General features: G+C 61.0%; 20 protein-coding genes. 10 read left to right on the top strand and 10 right to left on the bottom strand.

Annotated features, from left to right (window positions below):
• Nucleotides 1–16: 16 nt before the first annotated feature.
• The gene (locus tag NZ585_13300; GenBank protein ID MCS7081011.1) at nucleotides 17–337 is read right to left on the bottom strand and encodes a hypothetical protein; all 321 of its coding nucleotides are present in this window, start codon (nucleotides 335–337) and stop codon (nucleotides 17–19) included.
• Nucleotides 338–537: 200 nt separating this feature from the next.
• Here NZ585_13300 and wecB point away from each other — a divergent pair, with 200 nt between their 5' ends.
• A complete protein-coding gene (gene wecB / locus NZ585_13305) occupies nucleotides 538–1,632 on the top strand; it encodes a UDP-N-acetylglucosamine 2-epimerase (non-hydrolyzing) (GenBank protein MCS7081012.1) in 1,095 nt (364 codons plus the stop codon).
• Here the strand turns inward: wecB and NZ585_13310 are convergent.
• From NZ585_13310 to NZ585_13340, 7 genes are all read right to left on the bottom strand, one after another.
• A complete protein-coding gene (locus NZ585_13310) occupies nucleotides 1,617–3,374 on the bottom strand; it encodes a hypothetical protein (GenBank protein ID MCS7081013.1) in 1,758 nt (585 codons plus the stop codon). The two genes, wecB and NZ585_13310, sit on opposite strands and share 16 nt — an antisense overlap.
• Nucleotides 3,375–3,621: 247 nt before the next feature.
• Nucleotides 3,622–3,882, bottom strand: a complete 261-nt coding sequence (locus tag NZ585_13315) for a hypothetical protein (GenBank protein ID MCS7081014.1) — start codon at nucleotides 3,880–3,882, stop codon at nucleotides 3,622–3,624.
• A gap of 121 nt (nucleotides 3,883–4,003) precedes the next feature.
• Complete coding sequence (locus NZ585_13320) at nucleotides 4,004–4,651, bottom strand: hypothetical protein (protein ID MCS7081015.1); 648 nt, start codon at nucleotides 4,649–4,651, stop codon at nucleotides 4,004–4,006.
• Nucleotides 4,652–4,731: 80 nt separating this feature from the next.
• The gene (gene pyrF / locus NZ585_13325) at nucleotides 4,732–5,451 is read right to left on the bottom strand and encodes an orotidine-5'-phosphate decarboxylase (GenBank protein MCS7081016.1); all 720 of its coding nucleotides are present in this window, start codon (nucleotides 5,449–5,451) and stop codon (nucleotides 4,732–4,734) included.
• Between the two features lie 89 nt (nucleotides 5,452–5,540).
• Nucleotides 5,541–6,875 carry a transglycosylase SLT domain-containing protein gene (locus tag NZ585_13330; protein ID MCS7081017.1) on the bottom strand — a complete coding sequence of 445 codons (1,335 nt, stop codon included), beginning with the start codon at nucleotides 6,873–6,875 and terminating at the stop codon, nucleotides 5,541–5,543.
• Nucleotides 6,876–7,122: 247 nt separating this feature from the next.
• Nucleotides 7,123–8,352 carry a DUF1015 family protein gene (locus NZ585_13335; GenBank protein ID MCS7081018.1) on the bottom strand — a complete coding sequence of 410 codons (1,230 nt, stop codon included), beginning with the start codon at nucleotides 8,350–8,352 and terminating at the stop codon, nucleotides 7,123–7,125.
• 8 nt (nucleotides 8,353–8,360) lie between these two features.
• Complete coding sequence (locus tag NZ585_13340; GenBank protein MCS7081019.1) at nucleotides 8,361–9,113, bottom strand: gamma-glutamyl-gamma-aminobutyrate hydrolase family protein; 753 nt, start codon at nucleotides 9,111–9,113, stop codon at nucleotides 8,361–8,363.
• Nucleotides 9,114–9,232: 119 nt separating this feature from the next.
• On the opposite strand from NZ585_13340, the gene NZ585_13345 reads away from it, so the two are divergent.
• Both NZ585_13345 and NZ585_13350 read left to right on the top strand, forming a co-directional pair.
• Entirely contained in the window at nucleotides 9,233–9,526 is a 294-nt protein-coding gene (locus NZ585_13345) for an FKBP-type peptidyl-prolyl cis-trans isomerase (GenBank protein MCS7081020.1), read from the top strand.
• Between the two features lie 8 nt (nucleotides 9,527–9,534).
• Nucleotides 9,535–10,218: a YdcF family protein gene (locus NZ585_13350; protein MCS7081021.1), complete on the top strand. Its 684-nt coding sequence runs from the start codon at nucleotides 9,535–9,537 to the stop codon at nucleotides 10,216–10,218.
• Here NZ585_13350 and NZ585_13355 read toward each other — a convergent pair.
• On the bottom strand, nucleotides 10,190–10,780 hold the full coding sequence (locus NZ585_13355) for a TlpA family protein disulfide reductase (GenBank protein ID MCS7081022.1): 591 nt from the start codon (nucleotides 10,778–10,780) through the stop codon (nucleotides 10,190–10,192). The genes NZ585_13350 and NZ585_13355 overlap by 29 nt on opposite strands.
• Nucleotides 10,781–10,913: 133 nt before the next feature.
• Between NZ585_13355 and NZ585_13360 the strand changes: the two genes are divergently transcribed.
• From NZ585_13360 to NZ585_13370, 3 genes are read left to right on the top strand one after another with little or no spacing between them, the layout of a single operon-like run.
• Nucleotides 10,914–11,348, top strand: coding sequence for a hypothetical protein (locus NZ585_13360; GenBank protein MCS7081023.1), 435 nt, complete (start codon nucleotides 10,914–10,916; stop codon nucleotides 11,346–11,348).
• A gap of 24 nt (nucleotides 11,349–11,372) precedes the next feature.
• The gene (locus NZ585_13365; protein MCS7081024.1) at nucleotides 11,373–13,304 is read left to right on the top strand and encodes a serine/threonine-protein kinase; all 1,932 of its coding nucleotides are present in this window, start codon (nucleotides 11,373–11,375) and stop codon (nucleotides 13,302–13,304) included.
• A 2-nt stretch (nucleotides 13,305–13,306) separates the two neighbouring features.
• Nucleotides 13,307–13,897 (top strand): hypothetical protein, encoded by a 591-nt coding sequence (locus NZ585_13370; protein MCS7081025.1) that lies wholly within the window; start codon nucleotides 13,307–13,309, stop codon nucleotides 13,895–13,897.
• Here NZ585_13370 and ribD read toward each other — a convergent pair.
• Nucleotides 13,887–15,068: a bifunctional diaminohydroxyphosphoribosylaminopyrimidine deaminase/5-amino-6-(5-phosphoribosylamino)uracil reductase RibD gene (ribD, locus tag NZ585_13375; GenBank protein MCS7081026.1), complete on the bottom strand. Its 1,182-nt coding sequence runs from the start codon at nucleotides 15,066–15,068 to the stop codon at nucleotides 13,887–13,889. The genes NZ585_13370 and ribD overlap by 11 nt on opposite strands.
• Nucleotides 15,069–15,447: 379 nt before the next feature.
• On the opposite strand from ribD, the gene NZ585_13380 reads away from it, so the two are divergent.
• From NZ585_13380 to NZ585_13395, 4 genes are all read left to right on the top strand, one after another.
• Nucleotides 15,448–16,578 carry a response regulator gene (locus tag NZ585_13380; GenBank protein MCS7081027.1) on the top strand — a complete coding sequence of 377 codons (1,131 nt, stop codon included), beginning with the start codon at nucleotides 15,448–15,450 and terminating at the stop codon, nucleotides 16,576–16,578.
• Between the two features lie 33 nt (nucleotides 16,579–16,611).
• Nucleotides 16,612–16,893, top strand: coding sequence for a 4a-hydroxytetrahydrobiopterin dehydratase (locus tag NZ585_13385; GenBank protein MCS7081028.1), 282 nt, complete (start codon nucleotides 16,612–16,614; stop codon nucleotides 16,891–16,893).
• 181 nt (nucleotides 16,894–17,074) lie between these two features.
• On the top strand, nucleotides 17,075–17,692 hold the full coding sequence (locus NZ585_13390; GenBank protein MCS7081029.1) for a protein kinase: 618 nt from the start codon (nucleotides 17,075–17,077) through the stop codon (nucleotides 17,690–17,692).
• A partial coding sequence (locus tag NZ585_13395; protein ID MCS7081030.1) for a hypothetical protein occupies nucleotides 17,644–18,084 on the top strand: 441 nt, incomplete at its 3' end. The genes NZ585_13390 and NZ585_13395, both read left to right, overlap by 49 nt.

Raw genomic sequence — 18,084 nt, forward strand, 5'->3', positions numbered from 1 at the left:
CAGCTACAGCACGGCGTCAGGCCGTCATAGCGTAGTCGCCTTCGCGTCCCATTGTGATGACCTCCTCCGGCGACAGCCACCGCCCTGGCGTCAGATCCGCCTTCGGTGCGAACTCGTCAACCAGCCAGAACTTCAGCTCCGGCGTCTGACGCTTCAGGCGCTCAATGACCGCCGTATCCAGCGGTTGCGGACGATACACCATCAACGCACCCACCCGACGGTGGACACGCCGCGCCGCCGCCGCATCCCGAAAGACCGGCAAGCAGCGAACGCCTTCGATTTCGGTCGTCAACCATTCGCCGTTGGCGCGCTGCATAGCGTACATCGGTTCGTTCATCACCAAAACCCTCCTCAACTCGGCATCCTTAGAAACGATTTGCAGTCCTTCAACCTAAGGTTACGTGAACAACTTGTTCAAAGTTGCCTTGTCGAGCCATCATCGTGAGCCGGAGGGCGGCCGTAGAATGTGGCCGGGCAAACAGTTTTCCGGGGATTCGGAAACTTGCGCCCCGCAGGAGAGCGATTAGGAAGGCGTACATGAACATCTGTAGTGTCGTCGGCGCGCGCCCCAACTTCGTCAAACTGGCGCCCATCGCCTGTGAACTGGCGCGGCATCCGGACGTAAGGCACTGCATTATCCATACCGGACAACACTACGACGCTGCCCTGACGGACGCCTTCTTTGACGACTTACGCCTGCCGCCCCCGGATTATGCGCTGGGCGTTGGATCGGGGACGCATACGGAACAAACTGCACGAGCAATGCTGGCGCTAGAGCCAGTCTTCCGCAAGGAAAGACCGGACTGGGTGGTGGTGGTGGGAGATGTCAATACGACGTTGGCGGCGACGCTGACGGCGGTCAAATGCGGGTTGCGCGTCGCGCACGTCGAGGCTGGTCTGCGCAGTTTTGACCGCACCATGCCGGAAGAAATCAATCGGCGTCTCGTGGACGCCGTGGCCGATCTACTGTTGACGCCTAGCGCCGACGCGGACGACAACCTTCTGCGGGAGGGCGTCGCGCCGGAGCGGATTCGGCGTGTCGGCAACGTTATGGTGGACAGCCTGCTGGCAGCGTTGCCCCGTGCGGCGGCGTCCCCGATCCTCCGTGAGCTTGGACTGTCGCCGGGCGCATACGCCGTCGTCACCCTGCACCGTCCTTCCAACGTAGATGACCCAGAGACGCTACGCCGGTTAATGGACGCTCTTGCGCGGTTGGCCGAACGGCTGCCGGTTGTCTTTCCAGTTCATCCGCGAACGCAAGCCCGACTGGAAGCGCTTGCCTTGCCGGAAGTTGCCGCGCTGCGCCGGCTGCCGCCCCTTGGTTACTTAGATTTTCTGCAACTGTGGCGGCATGCGCGGCTGGTTTTGACTGACTCTGGCGGTTTGCAGGAAGAAACAACGGCGTTGGGTGTCCCTTGTCTTACCTTGCGCACGACGACGGAGCGCCCTATCACCGTTTGGGAAGGGACAAATCGCGTGGTTGGAACCAACCCCGATACCGTCATCGCCGCCGCCGAAACTTGCCTTGCGTCACCTTATCCCACTGAACCGCGGCGTCCAGCGCTCTGGGACGGCCGGGCGGCTAAACGCATTGTGGCGGCGCTCCTCGATAAGGTTCAGGAGCCTGCCTGAAGGCGAAGCGCCTCCTCAAGCCGTTGCTGGTAGGCGACGTTGTTTGGGAATCGCTCAACCAACCGCTCAAACAACCGAACGGCCTCGTCATGGCGCTTAAGTTGCAAAAAAGTCGCACCCACGGTGAGTAAAACGTTGGCGTCATCCGCGCCGTAGCGGAGCGCCAACTCGACTTCCTGCTCAGCCAAGGTCGCTGCACCGCTTGCAGCCAGCGCACGCGCGTATAACGCATGGGCGACGCCCCAGTCGCGGGAAGGCACAGGACAGTTAGGGGGCTTGCGCGCAAGAAGCCGCTCCAACCGCGCTCCGGCCGCCGCCCACTGCTGTTCTTCAATGTCAAACTGAGCCAGTTGCAACTGCGGCACGATGGAGCGCGGGTCAAGCTGCAGAGCGGTTTCATATAACTTCCGTGCCAGCGGCCGATTTGTGTCAATGAAGAAGTTCGCCGTGTTGATGTACCCAAGCGGATGACCAGGATCGGTTTCAATGAAACGCCGGAAGAGTGTGAAGTTGTTTCGCCAGTCCAAGTTGCGGCGCGTTGCGCCGTAGGCGTAGCCGCCGACCATCACGCCAAGCCAAACCACGACCATAATGCGATACACACCGCTAGGACGACGCCACAGACGCCACGCACCATATCCGACGGCGATAGCATAGCCAGCCGAGGGCGCATACAGCCATCGCTCAGCGACCAGCGTCCCCAGTGGGATCGGGATGTTGCTCACCAGCGCCAGCGTGATGAACCACAGCCCAACCGCGAAGGCGACCAGCGGTGCGCGTCGCCACGTTGCCAGCCCAAGCGCCGCCAACACCGTCACCGCGACTGCGCCCAGCGTTGCACGCCAAGTCCAAACTGGCTCGATATTGACATTCAGACCGTCGTACCAAGGCTTGAGTGGATACCCAATGACCACCAAGCGATACCATTCGACGCTGACGCCTGCCATGGCGACGATGCGTTGCCCCAACGTGTAGCCATCCAGCGGTATGTCGCCGACGCCCGACGTTTGTGCGAAACCTTCTCCAGCCAGTGCACGAAGTTGGAAGTAGACGACAAGTGGGAGAACAAACACCCCAAACGGTACAGTCAGGTGAAACCATGCCGCCGGCGTCGTTAGACGCCGCCGCCGTCGGAGGACTTCCGCCAGCCACAGCGCCGCCGGCAGGACAATAAAGTTTTCCTTGGAAAGCAACGCCCCCAGATAGGCCGCCGCCGCCGCGACGCGCCACCACCCGACGGCTGTTCGGGTGACGGCGGCGCGACGCCAACTCCACCACATCAGACCGCCGAAGAAGAAGCCAAGGAGTTCCGCCCGTCCAACAATTCCAGCGACGGCTTCAGTATGAACCGGATGAACGGCAAAGATCATCGCTGCAACACCCGCCACCCACGGTGACGTATGGTACAGGCGCAATAAATGAAATAGCAGCCACGTGTTGAGGACATGCAGGATGACGTTGACGACATGGTAGCCGGCCGGCTGTTCGCCCCAGACCGTGTACTCAACCGCAAAGGTCGTCATTGTCAGCGGGCGGTAGTTGCCGACGCCGCTGAATAAGTGGCTCCAGTAACCTTGCGTAAAAAGCTTCGGAATCCGTCGCCAATCGGTAATCGCCGGGTTGTGGAGAATAACGCCTAAGTCATCGAAGGTGAAGCCGTGCTGGAATGTGTTGGCATACACACCAAGCGCTAGAACAACCAAACTAACCTCAATCCAGCGTGAAACAGGCGGTTTATTCATCGGTTGCGCGTCACCTACCAACCGCCAGCTTCTGAACCAAGCAGAATGGCGCGACGCAAAGCGCGATACAGATAGAGCAGCGTTGGCTATCGTGACGACCTCAAAACGCCAGGGACCATCCTGTACACTGTTGCGAGGATATTTTGACGCCGGTCAAAAAACAAGCTCCGGTGGATGAACACTCATCGTCCCACCGGAGCTTCGGTACGTAACCAGCTTCACTGAGAGGCATGGTGACGCAATTTGGTTATGTCTCCTCCTTTGGCTCGCGACCGAGATTACTGTTCAGCTGACGAGCTAAAGTTTCGCGCAATTCGTCAGCGGCGCGTGACAGAAGCCGTGCAGCAACGGCGCTGGCCGAGGTCGCCTGCCCCAGCATCACGTAGGTTTCCAGCACTGCCATGGTCTGACGACTAACCGGAATGGTGAGATGCTGCGACACTCTCCCACGACGCTTTTTCGTTTCACCCTGAGACGAAGCTTGCTTTGTGTTCGGCATATTGCTCATGTTCCCCTTTTCCCAAGCAGTTTCGTAATAACTTCAAGTGGCGAGAGTCCCTTGAATGTCTCACCGTTACTTATAGACGAAACCGTCCAAAAAAGGGAAATACTTTTTACCCGAATCGGTGTTAGTCAGTAGCCGACAGCATGGTTTCCGGTGCAATAGCTGTCAGATTTGCTAGGTTTCGCGCCGAATCAATCGCCGCCGCCAGTTTTTCCGTTGTGCTTCGGTTTCCCTGAAGCAATATCGTTTGAATCAAACCATCCGGGTTTCTGATCAGCATGCCAAGGTAGTAGCGCTTTTTTTGAACCAAGTAAGCCAGTGGGCCAAGAATGGCCGCCCGAAAACCCGTTAACTGACGTTCCGTATAGCTTCGAACCGCTTCGACTTCGGCGTACGTCGCTGCAACCTCCGATTGCCAACCTTGATGATACAGGCTGGCCATCACAAACCCATGTTCATACAATTGAACGGCTGTGTAAGCGCGCTCGGATTCATTGGGGTCTGCGACATTCAAGCGGTCGAGAACCCATGGCTCGCCGATAGCAGCCCCCAGTTGGCGCGCTTCGGCTAAACGCGCCAGTCGTGTCTGATCGCGCGCTTCCACGCGAGTTGCCTGACGCACCAGGTCTCGAAAAACAAACACCCAGACGGCGTACGCTGTGCCGATGGCGACGACCGTGAAGGTAATCCGCATTGGCAAGGGCAATTGGTTGAAGCTTGGCGACTCTTGAAGGAGCGCCACCCAACTGAATGTCGTTAGGGGTGACAACATGCAAAGCACCTCAGGAACGCAGATGGACGACTTACTTCCAACTTACGTCCTGCCGGGTGAACAGAAAAGCATCCGCGTCTTCAACTAGTGGACAACTCTGAAACCAGCCGCTGCACGGCGGCGACTGGGTCTGGCGCAGCGGTAATTGGTCGTCCAACGACAAGGTAATCAGCCCCGGCCGCCAGCGCCTCACGCGGCGTTAGTGTCCGTCGCTGATCATCCGGCACGGCGTCTCCAAACCGGATGCCCGGCGTAACAACAAGGAAATCAGCCGGCGCCAACCGCCGAACAGCGGCAATTTCCTGCGGCGAGCATACGACGCCGCCCAACCCACAGGTGACGGCTAACTTGGTCAGACGTCGTACCGCCTCCTCCGGTGTTCCCTGCAGGCCAATCTCGTTCAGCGTGGTTTGGTCAGCGCTGGTCAGCAGCGTGACACCAAGTAGGACCGGCTGCATCGCCGTCGGCCAGGTCGCCAAGGACTTCTGCGCCGCTCGGAGCATGGCGCTTCCACCCAAGGTATGCACCGTACAAAGATGGACGCCCAGTGCCGCCGCCGCCGCAACTGCGCCAGCGACCGTGTGCGGGATGTCATGGAATTTCAGGTCAAGAAAGACGCGCGCACCAGTCGCCAGCGCCGCTGCAACCACCGGCGGTCCCGCCGCTGTAAACAGCGTTTTGCCAATCTTGAAGCCGCCCACATAGGGCGACAGCAACTGCATCAGTCGCTCGGCGGCCGACCGGTCAGGCGTATCCAGCGCAAGGAAAATCCGCGCCGATGGTGAGGGTTGAGCGTCCATCGCAGGGCCTGAAAACGCCGTGTGCGGCACGAGGCTTTATCGGCAAGGCTAGCGCACACGGCGCGAAGACCAAAAAAACCAGCTTGTGCTCAGTAGCGCGTACGATACCGCCGCCCCGTTGTACGGGCGTTGCGGGTCGTGTAACGCGGCTGCGCCACCGGCCGAGTTTCCGCTACGGTGGGCGCAGACGACTGAGGGACGCCTAAGCGGTCCTGCGGCGACAAAGCGGCGTAGGCGGCGGCGAAGCGTTCACGCGCACCGACCGGAATCTTGAGGCTGAAACCAGCTGGCGCTAGCGGCCGGTGCAGTTCGGGATTGAGCGCTAAAAGTTCGTTGAGTGGGATATGCAACAAGTCGGCCGCCACCGCCAGCGAAGTCGACGTATCAAGCTGGAAGGTGTCGTACCGCATCGGCGGGTCAGGCGTGACATTAAACCCGTATTGCTTCTGATTTTTGGCGATAGCAATCACCGCCAGAATCGCCGGGACGTAGTTCTGGGTTTCGCGGGGCAACAGGCCACGCTGATGTAGTTCCCAGAAGTCGGCGTAGCCGCACCGTTCAATTGCCCGCTCGACGTTCCGCTCGCCACAGTTGTACGCCGCCATTGCCAGCAGCCAATCGCCGGCGAAATAGTTATACAAAAACTTCAAATACCGCGCCGCCGCACGGGTGGAAGCCTCCGGCGCTACGCGCTCATCCATGTAGGCGTCTTGCCGCAGTCCAAAGCGCAGGCCGGTGCTGGGGATAAATTGCCAGATGCCGCGCGCCTTGGCGTAGGATAGCGCTCGTGGCTGCCAGACGGACTCAACCTGCGCCAACCAGATCAGGTCTTTGGGGACGCCTTCTTCTGCGAAGATACGCTCGGCCATGTCACGATAGCGTCCCGACCGAATCAGTCCGCGCTCCATCGTGATGCGCCCACGACCGGTTGTGTAGAAGTTTATAAACTGGTAGACCTGCGCCGTCACAGTGAACTTGAAGTCAAAGTTCGACATGTTGAGTTCGGCGGTTGGGCGGGCGCTAATCTGGCTGACATCAAGCGCCGCCAGTTCGTCGCGGTAGGAGCCGACGTCTGACGCCGACAGCGCCGCCTGACGCAGACCCGTTCGCAGCAACTCAATCCGGCCCTGAAGCTCAAAGACATACGCCTGAACCTCTTGCTCGGCGCGCACTTCAGCCGGCGCTTGGTCAAAAATGGCGCGGGCTTCGGCGAAACACCGACCGGCTTCCTCAAACTGCCCATTGCGAAAAGCTTCTTCCCCACGTTTGTAGTGGCGTTCAGCGGCCGCAATGAGCGACCGCGCCGGCGTCGCAGCCGTCAAGGCAGCAGACGATGTTGGAGACTGTGCCGCTGTCACGACTGTTCCGCAGGCCGTCAGCACACAAAAAGCCGATGCGCGCCAAAGACTGGTACGTAAAGCCATGGCATCTCCAGACTTCAAACCTGAATGGCGTCGAGCTCCCGAGCACAGAAACTGTGAGAACAGATCAGGGCAGAAGACAGACAGGCGCTCGAAAGTCTCAACTTGGAAATGCCCGCCTTCTATCACCAACCGGAAAGCAGTGTCAAACCTAATCTCTGGTGGGCCTGAGTTTTCCGGGAGCGCAGTCCCAGCTGACGCGCTTTATCGCAAGCGCACAACGACCAGTCTGGTGCGCCGTTCAGGCTACTTAGCCTGCATCGTCAAAAGCGTACATCAGAAGCCCTGAACGGGGCTTTGGTTCAAACCACGTGGACTTCGGCGGCATGACCGCGCCCTGGTCGGCGACCGCAAACAGCGCGTCCAGTGAGGTCGGGTGCAGGGAAAACGCCACGGCTGCCCGGCCGTCGTTGACCCGTTGTTCCAGTTCGGTCGTGCTGCGAATCCCGCCGACAAAATCCAGTCGCTTGTCCGTCCGGGGATCGGTAATTCCGAACAACGGTTCCAGTACCTGAGTTTGCAGGCGGCTGACATCCAGTTGCGCCAGTACGTCGCCGCCCGCCGCCGGATGAAACCGAAAGCTATGCCAGCCACCGGCGCAGTACACCGAAAAGTCTCCCTCGGCCGTCGGCGTTGGCGTCGTTGGGATGGAGGCAAAACGCTCCCGCAGCGCGTCCAGCAAGGCCGCAGGCGTCCAGCCGTTTAAGTCGCCGACCACACGGTTATAGGGCAGAATCCGGAGCTGTCCAGCCGGGAAAAGCACCGCAAGAAAGAAGTTGTACGGCGCGTCCGGGGTGGGATGGGTGTCCTGCGCGCGTAAAGTCGCTCGCGCGCGACTCGCGCTCGCCGAACGATGGTGGCCGTCGGCCACGTACAGCGTTGGTACGTCGGCGAAGGCGGCGCTCACCGCCGCCGCATCCGGCATGCGCCAGACGGTGTGCCGAACGCCGTCCGGCGCGGTGAAGTCATACAGCGCCGGCGCAGCGCAGGCCTCCGCCATGAGCGCGTCCAGCGTCGGCGTGTCGCGGTACGCCAGAAACACCGGCTCGACATGGGCGCGCAACGCCAGAACGTGCCGCGTCCGGTCATCTTCCTTATCCGGGCGCGTCTTTTCGTGTTTGCGAATCACGTCCCGATCGTAGTCGTCCACCGCACATAGGCCGACGACGCCAGTTTGAGCGCGTTCGTCCATCACCAACCGATAGACAAAGAAACTCGCTTCCGCGTCGGTGGTCAGCGGCGTCTCCCGTTTGAGCCGCTCAAAGTTGACCCGCGCCGTGTGGTACTGAAGTTCGGCGTCCGGCGGCGTGTCATCCGGCAAGTCAATGTCGGGACGGGTGACATGCAGCAGGCTGTAGGGGTTGCCGGCGGCCAGCGCGCGCGCTTCAGCCGTACTGACCACGTCGTAGGGAACGGCGGCGACCGCCGCAACGGTGTCGGCGCTTGGGCGCAGGGCGCGGAAAGGACGAACCAGAGCCATACGTGACATCACTCCAGCGGCGGACGTTGCCGATGCAGGGCGGCTTCGGCGACAAAGTGCTTGAACAAAGCCTGTGAGAAGGGGTCGTGATCGGCGTTGATTTCCGGGTGCCACTGAACGCCCAGCACGAAGTGATCCGGGCGCGTCCCGACGACCGCTTCAATCACGCCGTCAGCCGCCCAAGCGACCGGGCGCAGGTCGCGGCCGAGTTCGTCTATGCCTTGGTGATGATGGCTGTTGACGCGCGCCGTCACCCCGCCCGCCAGCTTGGCCAACAGGCTGTCTCGGTCAATCTGAATCCCGTGTGCGAGGCGGCGAAACGACCCGCGCTGTTGATGCTGCATGACGTTTTCAACCTGCGAAGCGAGGTCTTGAAACAACGTCCCGCCACGATGCACGTTGAGCATCTGCATGCCATAGCAGACAGCGAACACCGGCAGCCGCTTGGCGTCGGCCAGTTGGAGTAGGCGCGCGTCGGTTTCATCGCGCTCTGGGTGAACCGGGCCGAGGGCAATGTGCGGCGCCTGACCGTAACGCGCCGGATCAACGTCGGCGGGATTGCCGCTCAGGAGAATGCCGTCGAGGAGATCGGCGATGGTTTCCAAATAGCCCGCCTCTGTAATGAGCGGAATCAGCAACGGAACGCCGCCCGCTTGGTGAATGGCGCGCGGGTACGTCGTGCGCAGATGATAGGAGTCTTTGTCGGGGTCAATCCGAACCGTGATCCCAATCGTCGGGCGTTTCGTGTATGGTGCGGCCATCGCAAAGCTTCTTTGTGAGGAGCAGGCTTCGTGCAGGCTACCAGTTCAAACCGCCGCTGCCGTCAGACCTAAAAACTTTCCGGTACATCAGGGTATCGAAACCAAAGGACGGCGACAACGTGGCAAATCTCGCAATCGAGAACATTCGGAGCAACGAAGGCGCATCGGCTGGAAACGGCAAAGTCCTCGCCGTACACCACACTGGCCAGCTCATGGACGGAACCAATCTCGACGGCCCATACGACCGGCGGCGACTGATTGAGCCCGCATTGGGGTTGGGTGAAGTCATTTGCGGCTGGGCTCTGGGCGTTGTCGGCTGGCAGGTCAGTGGTAAACAGGAACCGACCATCATCCCACTTGAACTCGCCTATGGGATCGGGGTGTCCCGACCGCCACACTCCACTTTGAGGTAGAGCCGCGATTGGCCTGTCTGGAAGCGATGGTAACGCCGGAACTGGTGCTCGTACCGGGGCATGCCGTTTGCCGTACGCCGGACGCGCCGGACTTGGCGGCGGATGACGCTTGGGCGCTGCAACCGTACCAGCGCGGTGAAGGTGGCTGCTACGTAGCGCACATTGTAGCCGGCGTCCGCTTGGTTGCGGAGGCTTCTCACCGCTGGTTGGTCTTTTCCGGTGGACGGACGCACGCCGCCTATCCTGCCTTGAGCGAAGCCGAAAGTTATCGGCGAGTCGCGCAAGCCCAATCGTGGTGGGGTTGCTCGGAGGCGGCGGCGCGGACGCTCATCGAAGCGTTTGCACGTGACTCCTACGAGAACTTGCGCTTTAGCCTCCATTGCTTTCACGACACGCTTGGCGTACGGCCTGTTCGGGTGTATGTCGTCGGATGGCGGTTCAAAGAACAGCGGTTTCGGCTGCATGCCGCCGTATTGGGCTGGCCGCCGGAGCGGCTGCACTACATCGGCGTCAACGATCCGCCGGATTTGGCGGCGGCACAGGCCGGCGAAGCGCAAACGCTGCAGGACTTTTTGGCCGATCCCCATGGCGCATGCGGGCGGTTGGCGGCCAAACGCGCCGCCCGCAATCCGTTTGGCGATACTCCGCCCGCGCACTGGGTGACTACGCTGGTTCCGCCAGCAGCGCTTTGACCTTTTGTTCGAAAACTGACGCGCTGATGCCGCCGGTGACGGCCTCCCGAATGTTGCCCCGCCGGTCAATGAAGACCGTGTAGGGAATGCTGTTGCCGATGCCGAAGCGCATTGCCGTCTCTGGCGTGCCCATGGCAATCGGATAGCTGATGCGGCGCTTGGCGAGAAAGTCCTTCACGACGCCGGGGCCTTCTTGATCGAGCGACAAACCGACAATTTCCAACCCATCGCCTTTGAGGCGGCGGTAGGCGGCGTCAAAGCCAGGCATTTCCGCAACACAGGGTGGGCACCATGTCGCCCAGAAGTTGACGACGACCACCTTGCCACGGTGTTCACTAAGGTTGAACTTGCCGGCGTTGAGGGTTTCAACCACGAAGGTTGGGGCCGGTTTGCTTGTGCGCGTCGGTGACGGCGCGGGCGCGCTCGGCGACGAGGTTGACGGTGAAGCGCTCGGCGACGAAGCGGAGGAAGGTGTGGGTGACGGCGACGTGGCTTGGCAAGCTGCGCCGACCGTCAGGCTAACCGCCAAAAAACTTTTCTGAACAGTATGCCAACCGGTCATAGCGTCTCCACAGGGGATAAAGTGCAGCCGCGATTATGCGACGGTGGACGGCTCAAGCCAACCGCCTTGCCACCTATTGAGGCTTTGTATAGCGTCAAAGCGCACCACATCCGGCAGGGGGAGGGCGGCAGGCATGGGGTTCGTACCACTCATTTTGGTTGGAATTGTTCTCACGCCGCTGGTCTGGCTTGAGCTGCGGCGCTACGCTGCTGCGCGTCTTACTGGCGGCGTGTCCGACGCCCTGCGCGCCCGTGTGGGCCGTCGGCTGTTGAGTGGCGGTTTGTTGGTGGTGGTGACGGCGCTGGTCGGTTTCGGCATTGAGTTCCGCGAATGGTTCCGACCGGGTCAACTCGTCGGCTGGCTGATGATCTGTGTGCTTCTGCTGGCGGTGCTGGTGGCGACGATGGTTTATGACATTCGCGCCGTAGTGCGTCAGTCGTTGCTTGATTTTCACGATCGCGACGCCGAAGCTGAACGATTTCAGGCATTCATGGCGCGCGAAGCAGGCGTCACACCAGAGTTTTCCAATGGCGCGCGCCGAGTGGCGAACCGCAAACTGTCGCGCTAGACCGTTCCAGGCAGAGTTTCTTCCATGGATGAAACGATTGCCATCATGTCCACGGCGTCGCCGCCAAGCGATCCACTAATTGGGCGCGTTATTGCCGGCCGCTTTCGCATCCTTAGCAAGTTAGGCGAGGGCGGCATGGGCGCGGTATACAAGGCGGAGCAGCTCAAGGTCAATCGCCTATGCGCCGTCAAAGTCCTAAGCGCGTCGTTTGCTTCCGATCCTGACGCGCTGGCGCGTTTCAACCGTGAAGCGCAAATGTCCAGCGCCTTCAATCACCCCCACGCCGTCACCATCTATGACTTCGGCGATGACGACGGGCTGCATTACTTGGCGATGGAGTTTGTTGAAGGAGAAACGCTGTCGTCGGTGCTCAGGCGCGAAGGTCCGCTGCCGTTGGGGCGAACGCTCAACATTGCACGGCAGGCTGCGGCGGCGCTCGAAGCCGCCCATCGGATGAACATCGTCCACCGCGATCTCAAGCCGGACAATATTATGCTGGCGCGACGCGACGAAGGCGATTGGGTCAAGATTCTCGATTTCGGCATTGCCAAAATCGCCAGCGACGCGCCCCAGCGCGGCCAAGATTTGACTCAAGCTGGGTTTGTGGTTGGGACACCGCTTTACATGTCGCCGGAGCAGCTGGCCGGTGAGCGCCTTGATGCCCGCTCAGACATCTACAGCTTGGCCATTATCATTTACCAAATGTTGACCGGGCGGCTGCCCTTTACCGGCGACAACATGCAGGCGCTCATGGTCAAGCGGCTGACGGAAGACCCGCTACCGCTTCAGCAAGCGAATCCAAGTGTCGTCATTCCGCCGGGCGTCGAAGCCGCGTTGCTGCGTGCGTTGCAGCGTCAGCGCGATCGGCGGACGCCGACGGTGCGAGAGTTTATCAGTGAACTGGAGGCCGGACAGGCTTCCACACGGCCTCAGATGGCGGCGGGGACAACAAATCCTTTTACGCCCGGAGCAGCTTCATTTTCAGGCGAAAGGGCGTACCCCACCGTGCCGACCAAGGCATCTTCGGCGGCGGCGACTGGCGGCGCAACGCCACAACCGACAGCGGCGGCTGTCCCCCTGCAGCCGGGTTATGCGCCGCCACTGTCCACGGAGCAATCGATCGCGTCGAGTGATGCGTCCCCACCGTCTGGGGATGGGTTGCCCCAGCTGAATCCTCCTCCGACGCCACCCGTAGTCACCCCAGCGACGGCTCCGCCAGCCAGGTGGGGTGGTGGGATGGGGGGTGTCGTGGCCGCCTTGGCGCTGGCGGCGACATTGGTAATGGTCGGCGGCGCTGTCGGCGCATACTTTCTTTTTTGGTCACGCGATGGCGGCCGACAGGCGCAAAGCTCTGACCCAAAGCCGTCGAAAGGCGGCTCGACGCACAACGGCGACATCCGAATCAACGATACCCCTAAGCCGCTAGAGGACAATAGCGCGCTGTCAGATGCGACCAAAGCCGCCTTTGCCAGCGGCGTCAAGGCGCTGATGCGTAAAGACTACGTCGAGGCGGAGCGCCAATTCCGCGCCGTCCTAGGGGCGGCACCTGGTTTTGGCAAAGCCCATCTCAATCTTGGCATTGCACTCTATCACCAGCGAAAGTTCACCGACGCGCTTGACCATTTCGCTGTAGCGGCGCGGACTTGCGAAGACGAGTCTTGCAAGAACTTTGCCTATAACTACCGTGGACGCATCCACTGGGAGCAGCGGAAATATGCTCTGGCGGAAGAAGACTTCCGGCAAGCCGTTGTTCACGACGCGAATGATCTGTCATCGGTCGCATTCCGTGGATTCATGCTGCAGCTCGACGGGCGGACGGCAGACGCGAATCAGCTTTTTGACGAAGTGCTGGCGCGGAGTCGCGACGAAAACCTCAACTCGGTTGTCCGCCGGTGCAAAGGGTCAGCGCTGCCGCCGGTGACGGCTTCCGATGCAGGCATTGGTCCTGGCCAGTAGCAATGCCAACGCCAAAGCTGATGACCGCAACCATTGCCGTTTTGGATGATGAAAGCTCCGTCGCGTTCAATGTCGCCCACGCCGTGGCGGCACTGGGCTGGACGCCGGTGGTGCGCACGTTGTCATCGCCGGCGGCTGGTCTTGACCTTTCCGGTGTGACGCACATCGTCCTTGTAACGGGACGTGCGCCGGCTGAGGCACAGGCGGTCATTGATACGCTGGTCAAGAAGCTTCCCAGTCATGTCGTCCTAATCGGTATCGGCAATGGTGCGTTGTCCCTTGCCGCTGCGCTGGGCGTCCGAGTCCCAGACGAGCGGCCGCTTGCACCGGGCGTAGTTGAGGTTTGCCATGACGGCCGGCTGTCGTTTGGGAACCTGAAGTACCGGTTTCGCGCTTGGACACCCCGCCTGCCACGCTTGAGTTCTGCAGACCTGTCGGAAGGGCTAGAGGTCACGGCGACGACGCCGGCGGGAGCGGTGCTGGCCTTTCGGCATCGGACACACCCACGCGAGGGCGTATTGTTTCACCCGGAGTCAAGCGGAACGCCGGAAGGTCTGCGCTGGTTCGCCAATGTGTTTGGCGTCAAGGCGTAGAGCGCTGCTCAGCGGCGCGCGCTTCGTCAAGAGCCGCAATGATGGCGCGGCCGGTGTAGCCAGTCAGGGCAAAGTCCGTTCCGACCGACTCCAGGCTAACATCGACAAGCGGGAGTGTGTCGTCAAGCGTCGCTGCGCCTCGGCCGCCAACGGCGCTTAGGGCAGCAGTGCCGCCAATGATGCGCGGCGCAATGAAACAGGTGACTTTGTCAACTAGGCGAGCGTCCACCAAGGCCCCAGCCAGTGTACTGCCGCCTTCAACCAGCAGACTTGCGACGCCTTCCGAGAACAGGCGGTTCAGTGCGGCGGCGAGTTGCGGCCGCCCCTGCGGATCGGCTTCCACCAGCAGGATGCGTACCCCTTGCTGTTCAAGTTGCGCCAGCCGTTCGGTGTTGTCCGGCGTGGCGACAGTGACAAGCCACGTTGGGAACTGCCGCGCCGTTTGTACAAGGGCGGCGTCCGGCGGCAACCTCACGCGCGCCGAGTCAAAGACAACGCGCACCAGCGGGCGGTGGCGGCAGCGTCCCGTCCGGTCGGTGAGTAGGGGATTGTCGGCTAGCGCCGTTCCGACGCCAACGGCGATGGCGTCGGAACGATGCCGCAGCGCTTGCCCAGCCGCTCGCGCCGCCTCGCCGGTAATCCATCGGGAAGCGCCGGTTCGGGTAGCAATGCGGCCGTCCAAACTCATGGCGATTTTGAGGTGGACAAAGGGACGCCCTTCAAGCTGGTTGACAATGAACACCTCGTTGAGTCGTGTACAGGCCACCGCCAGTACGTCTGTGATGACTTCAATCCCGGCGGCGCGTAGTTGCGCGAAGCCGCGTCCGTTAACTTGCGGATTGGGATCGCGAATCCCGGCGACAACGCGGGTGACGCCAGCGGCGATGATGGCTTCCGTACAGGGCGGCGTCCGCCCATAGTGGGAACAAGGCTCAAGATTGACGTACAACGTCGCGCCGCGCGCCTGTGATCCGGCTTCACCTAACGCCCAGACTTCCGCATGGGCCGGTTCAGGCTCGTGGTAGAAGCCGCGGCCGACGACAACGCCATCACGGACGACAAGCGAGCCAACCAGCGGGCGCGGACTGACCCGCCCATAACCTTGCTCTGCAAGCCGCAACGTTTCAAGCATTAGGCGTTCGTGGACTGTTGGGAAGGATGGCTGGATCACGTCGCGGCCTCAACCTTTGTTTGAAGATAATAAGACACAGAAAACCAAGCGCCGAGAACCAGTTGGCCTCTGCAGCGCTCACCGCCGCCCGTGCTATAGGAAGCCGGCCATTGACTTGGATATAAACAAACAAACTCCTGCATAGCGACTGCAAGGGCCAGGTAGGTCAAGAAACAGCGCTTTCCAAGGATTAGCGCGGCGTTTTCTAGGATGCCGAGCCTCTGAAAAGGGTCGTTTTGGGTTTCTGTTCATGTGTTTGTGTTATAGTCGAATTACCGCTACGGCTTAGGGCAAATGCCCAATGTTCCCCTAGCTGACTTGCCACGCCAACCGAGAAACGTCTCCTGCCCATCGGGAAACGTTCTATCCGCAGCAGTTTATGTCCCACGTACCGCCGCCGACCGATGAAAATTTGGCGAGGCTACCGGCGACGCCATTGCCCTTCAACGTCCTGCGCAGCCTGTCGCATGAGTTACGTGCGCCGCTGTCGGCGATTCTAGGCTGGACGGAATGGCTTGCCGAGAAAGCAGGCGAGGCGGAGCAGTGGCAGGAGGGTATTCAACATATTCGGTCGGCGGCGGAAAGGATGTTGCAACTGTTGGATGACTACAGCGATCTGGCGCGGCTTGGCGAACAGGATGAATCCACAACCGCCGCAACAGAGCTGCTTACGGCGCTGCGCCGGATTTGCTATGGGCTTGAGCTAGTCGCCCGCCAACAACGGCAAACCCTGCGGATCGGGGCTGAAGACCAAGTGCCGTCGGTGATGCTTTCGTCCATTGGCCGCCAAGCCTTGTGGTTGGTCGTACGGTCTATGCTGCGCGCCGCCCCTGAAGGAACGACAATCACGATTAGCGCTGATCAGCGAGAGAAGGTACTACAGCTTTCAGTGAGCAGTGATCAGGCACTAGATGAGTCTGTTACTTCAGGCGCTCTCAACTTGGCACGATTGCTTATGACGCGCGATGGCGGCGCGTTGACCCTAGAGCGCGCCACCGACGGGTGGCGAATTGTCCTCCAAGTTCCAACAACGCCGTCGTCCTCAACCGTGGGAACGCCAACTTTCGCCTACCCACCCGACGCCTCGTCGGGTTCATCCGAGGTTCTGTCGGGCGTTACGCAGGCTGCGCCTTCTACGGGGGCAGCCGCTAAGAAGGTTCTTGTTATTGACGACGATGAAAACTTACTCAAGTTGCTTGGGGCGGTTGTCAGCGCCGCCGGTTACAAGACCTACTTAGCCACAAGCGGCGCGCGCGGGTTGGAGGCGGCGCGCGCGCTGTCGCCAGACATTGTTTTGCTAGACATCGGTATGCCGGGCATGGATGGTTTTGCGACCTTCAACGCACTGCGTGTCGAGCCGTGTTTGGCGCACGCTAAAATTATCGCGCTGACGGCGTATACCAGCACGTCTGAGCGGGAACGCATCGCCCGCCACGGCTTTGACGGTTTTATTCCGAAACCGTTCAAACGCGAGCAGTTGATTCAAGTCCTTTCCGAGCTTTCGGTTTAGTCAAAGGGGTACAGTATGTCGAGAACCCGCCCTATGCTATTGGAACAGGCTGAGCTGGAGAAACAGCTTGGCGAGTTGCCAGCCTGGCAGTGTCGGGATGGTCGTTTGACGCGCACGCTGACCTTCCGCAACTTTGCCGATGCTCTGACGTTCGTCAACCAAGTCGGAAAGTTAGCGGAGGAAGCTGACCATCATCCTGACATCTGCCTACATGACTGGAACCGGGTTACATTGACACTTTGGACGCACGACGCCGGCGGCCTAACCATGCGTGACGTAAGCCTTGCCCACAAAATTGATACGCTCGTTGGCTGAAGGGCGCGAGGGCGCGCAAGGACAGCGGTAAAGACGGTTCCTAGGTGAGCTTTGTCTAGTGGGCATCGGACCAAATGTGTTCCAGAAACTGTTTTCAAGGGGATGTAGCGCTATAACACCAGCTTCACAGACTGTCTTGCCAGTAGCTTGACCGCATAACCGTCGCCGATGGCGGGTTGACTTGCTTCCATACCGGGATGTCAGGCCGAGCAACATTTTGCTTGTGCGGCAGTCGGACGGGAAGGAACAGGTGGTGTTGATTGATTTTGGGATTGCGCGGCCGACGGGCGGGGACGGGAGCGATGCCTTGCGGACGATGACGGCGGTGGGGCTGGGGACGGTGGCGTACGCGGCGCCGGAGCAGTTCAGCGGGTCGGGGAAGGTGACGGCGGCGTGCGATGTGCATGCGTTTGCGGTGGTGGCGTATGAGTTGCTGACGGGGCGGCGGCCGTATGGCGAGATGGGTTTAGGGGCGGCGTTGGAGGAGCAGCGGCGTGGTGGGTTGAAGGAGCGGGTTTCGGCGGTGCGCCCTGAGGTAACGGAAGAGGTGGATGAGTTGTTGGCGGCTGGTTTGAGGTATGAAGCGGCGCGCGGCCGGGGGATATTCGAGCGTTTTCGAGACGGCTGGCGGAGGCGTTGCGGGGTGCGGGTGCGGGCGTGCGGACGGTGGCGGCGAGCGCGGGGGCGGCGTCTGGTGGGGCTTCAAGTCAAGTCGCCTCGCGAGTTGGCTCAAATCAAGTGGGTTCGGGGTTGCGTCTGCCGACGACGGTGGGGGCGGATGGGGGGAAGTTTGACCTGACGGGGTGGATACAGGAGCGGCTGCGGGTGGAGTCAAACAAGGCGAGGAAGGGCGGCGAGCGGTTTGTTGCCTTGTTCCTTGTCACAGTGGTTGGGGCGGTCGTTGTCGTCGCCGGGGCGATGGCAGTGATTGGGTGGGTGCAGATGTCGGCCGAGGGCCCGAGCGTTGCAGACTCGCCGCGCCCGCCGGCGCAGCCGGTGAGTCCGGCGGCGGAGGCGCGGCGTGAGCCTGAAGAGCGTCCGGCGGGTGAGCGCGCGGGGCAAGTGTGGGAAAGTCGGGCGGGGCTACGGTTGGTATGGATCCCGGCTGGGGAGTATGAGATGGGGTCGGACAACGGGGCTGGGCATGAGAAGCCAGTGCATCGGGTGCGGATTACGCGAGGGTTTTGGTTG

This window comes from Chloracidobacterium sp., assembly GCA_025057975.1.
Classification (GTDB): domain Bacteria; phylum Acidobacteriota; class Blastocatellia; order Chloracidobacteriales; family Chloracidobacteriaceae; genus Chloracidobacterium.

Excerpts from the sequence above, each read along its gene's own strand:
- NZ585_13320 (MCS7081015.1), bottom strand. The coding sequence starts at position 4,651 with ATGTTGTCACCCCTAACGACATTCAGTTGGGTGGCGCTCCTTCAAGAG.
- wecB (MCS7081012.1), top strand. The coding sequence starts at position 538 with ATGAACATCTGTAGTGTCGTCGGCGCGCGCCCCAACTTCGTCAAACTG.
- NZ585_13300 (MCS7081011.1), bottom strand. The coding sequence starts at position 337 with ATGAACGAACCGATGTACGCTATGCAGCGCGCCAACGGCGAATGGTTG.
- NZ585_13340 (MCS7081019.1), bottom strand. The coding sequence starts at position 9,113 with ATGGCCGCACCATACACGAAACGCCCGACGATTGGGATCACGGTTCGG.
- NZ585_13330 (MCS7081017.1), bottom strand. The coding sequence starts at position 6,875 with ATGGCTTTACGTACCAGTCTTTGGCGCGCATCGGCTTTTTGTGTGCTG.
- NZ585_13355 (MCS7081022.1), bottom strand. The coding sequence starts at position 10,780 with ATGACCGGTTGGCATACTGTTCAGAAAAGTTTTTTGGCGGTTAGCCTG.
- NZ585_13335 (MCS7081018.1), bottom strand. The coding sequence starts at position 8,352 with ATGGCTCTGGTTCGTCCTTTCCGCGCCCTGCGCCCAAGCGCCGACACC.
- NZ585_13360 (MCS7081023.1), top strand. The coding sequence starts at position 10,914 with ATGGGGTTCGTACCACTCATTTTGGTTGGAATTGTTCTCACGCCGCTG.
- pyrF (MCS7081016.1), bottom strand. The coding sequence starts at position 5,451 with ATGGACGCTCAACCCTCACCATCGGCGCGGATTTTCCTTGCGCTGGAT.
- NZ585_13310 (MCS7081013.1), bottom strand. The coding sequence starts at position 3,374 with ATGAATAAACCGCCTGTTTCACGCTGGATTGAGGTTAGTTTGGTTGTT.
- NZ585_13380 (MCS7081027.1), top strand. The coding sequence starts at position 15,448 with ATGTCCCACGTACCGCCGCCGACCGATGAAAATTTGGCGAGGCTACCG.
- NZ585_13370 (MCS7081025.1), top strand. The coding sequence starts at position 13,307 with ATGCCAACGCCAAAGCTGATGACCGCAACCATTGCCGTTTTGGATGAT.
- NZ585_13385 (MCS7081028.1), top strand. The coding sequence starts at position 16,612 with ATGCTATTGGAACAGGCTGAGCTGGAGAAACAGCTTGGCGAGTTGCCA.
- NZ585_13315 (MCS7081014.1), bottom strand. The coding sequence starts at position 3,882 with ATGAGCAATATGCCGAACACAAAGCAAGCTTCGTCTCAGGGTGAAACG.
- NZ585_13365 (MCS7081024.1), top strand. The coding sequence starts at position 11,373 with ATGGATGAAACGATTGCCATCATGTCCACGGCGTCGCCGCCAAGCGAT.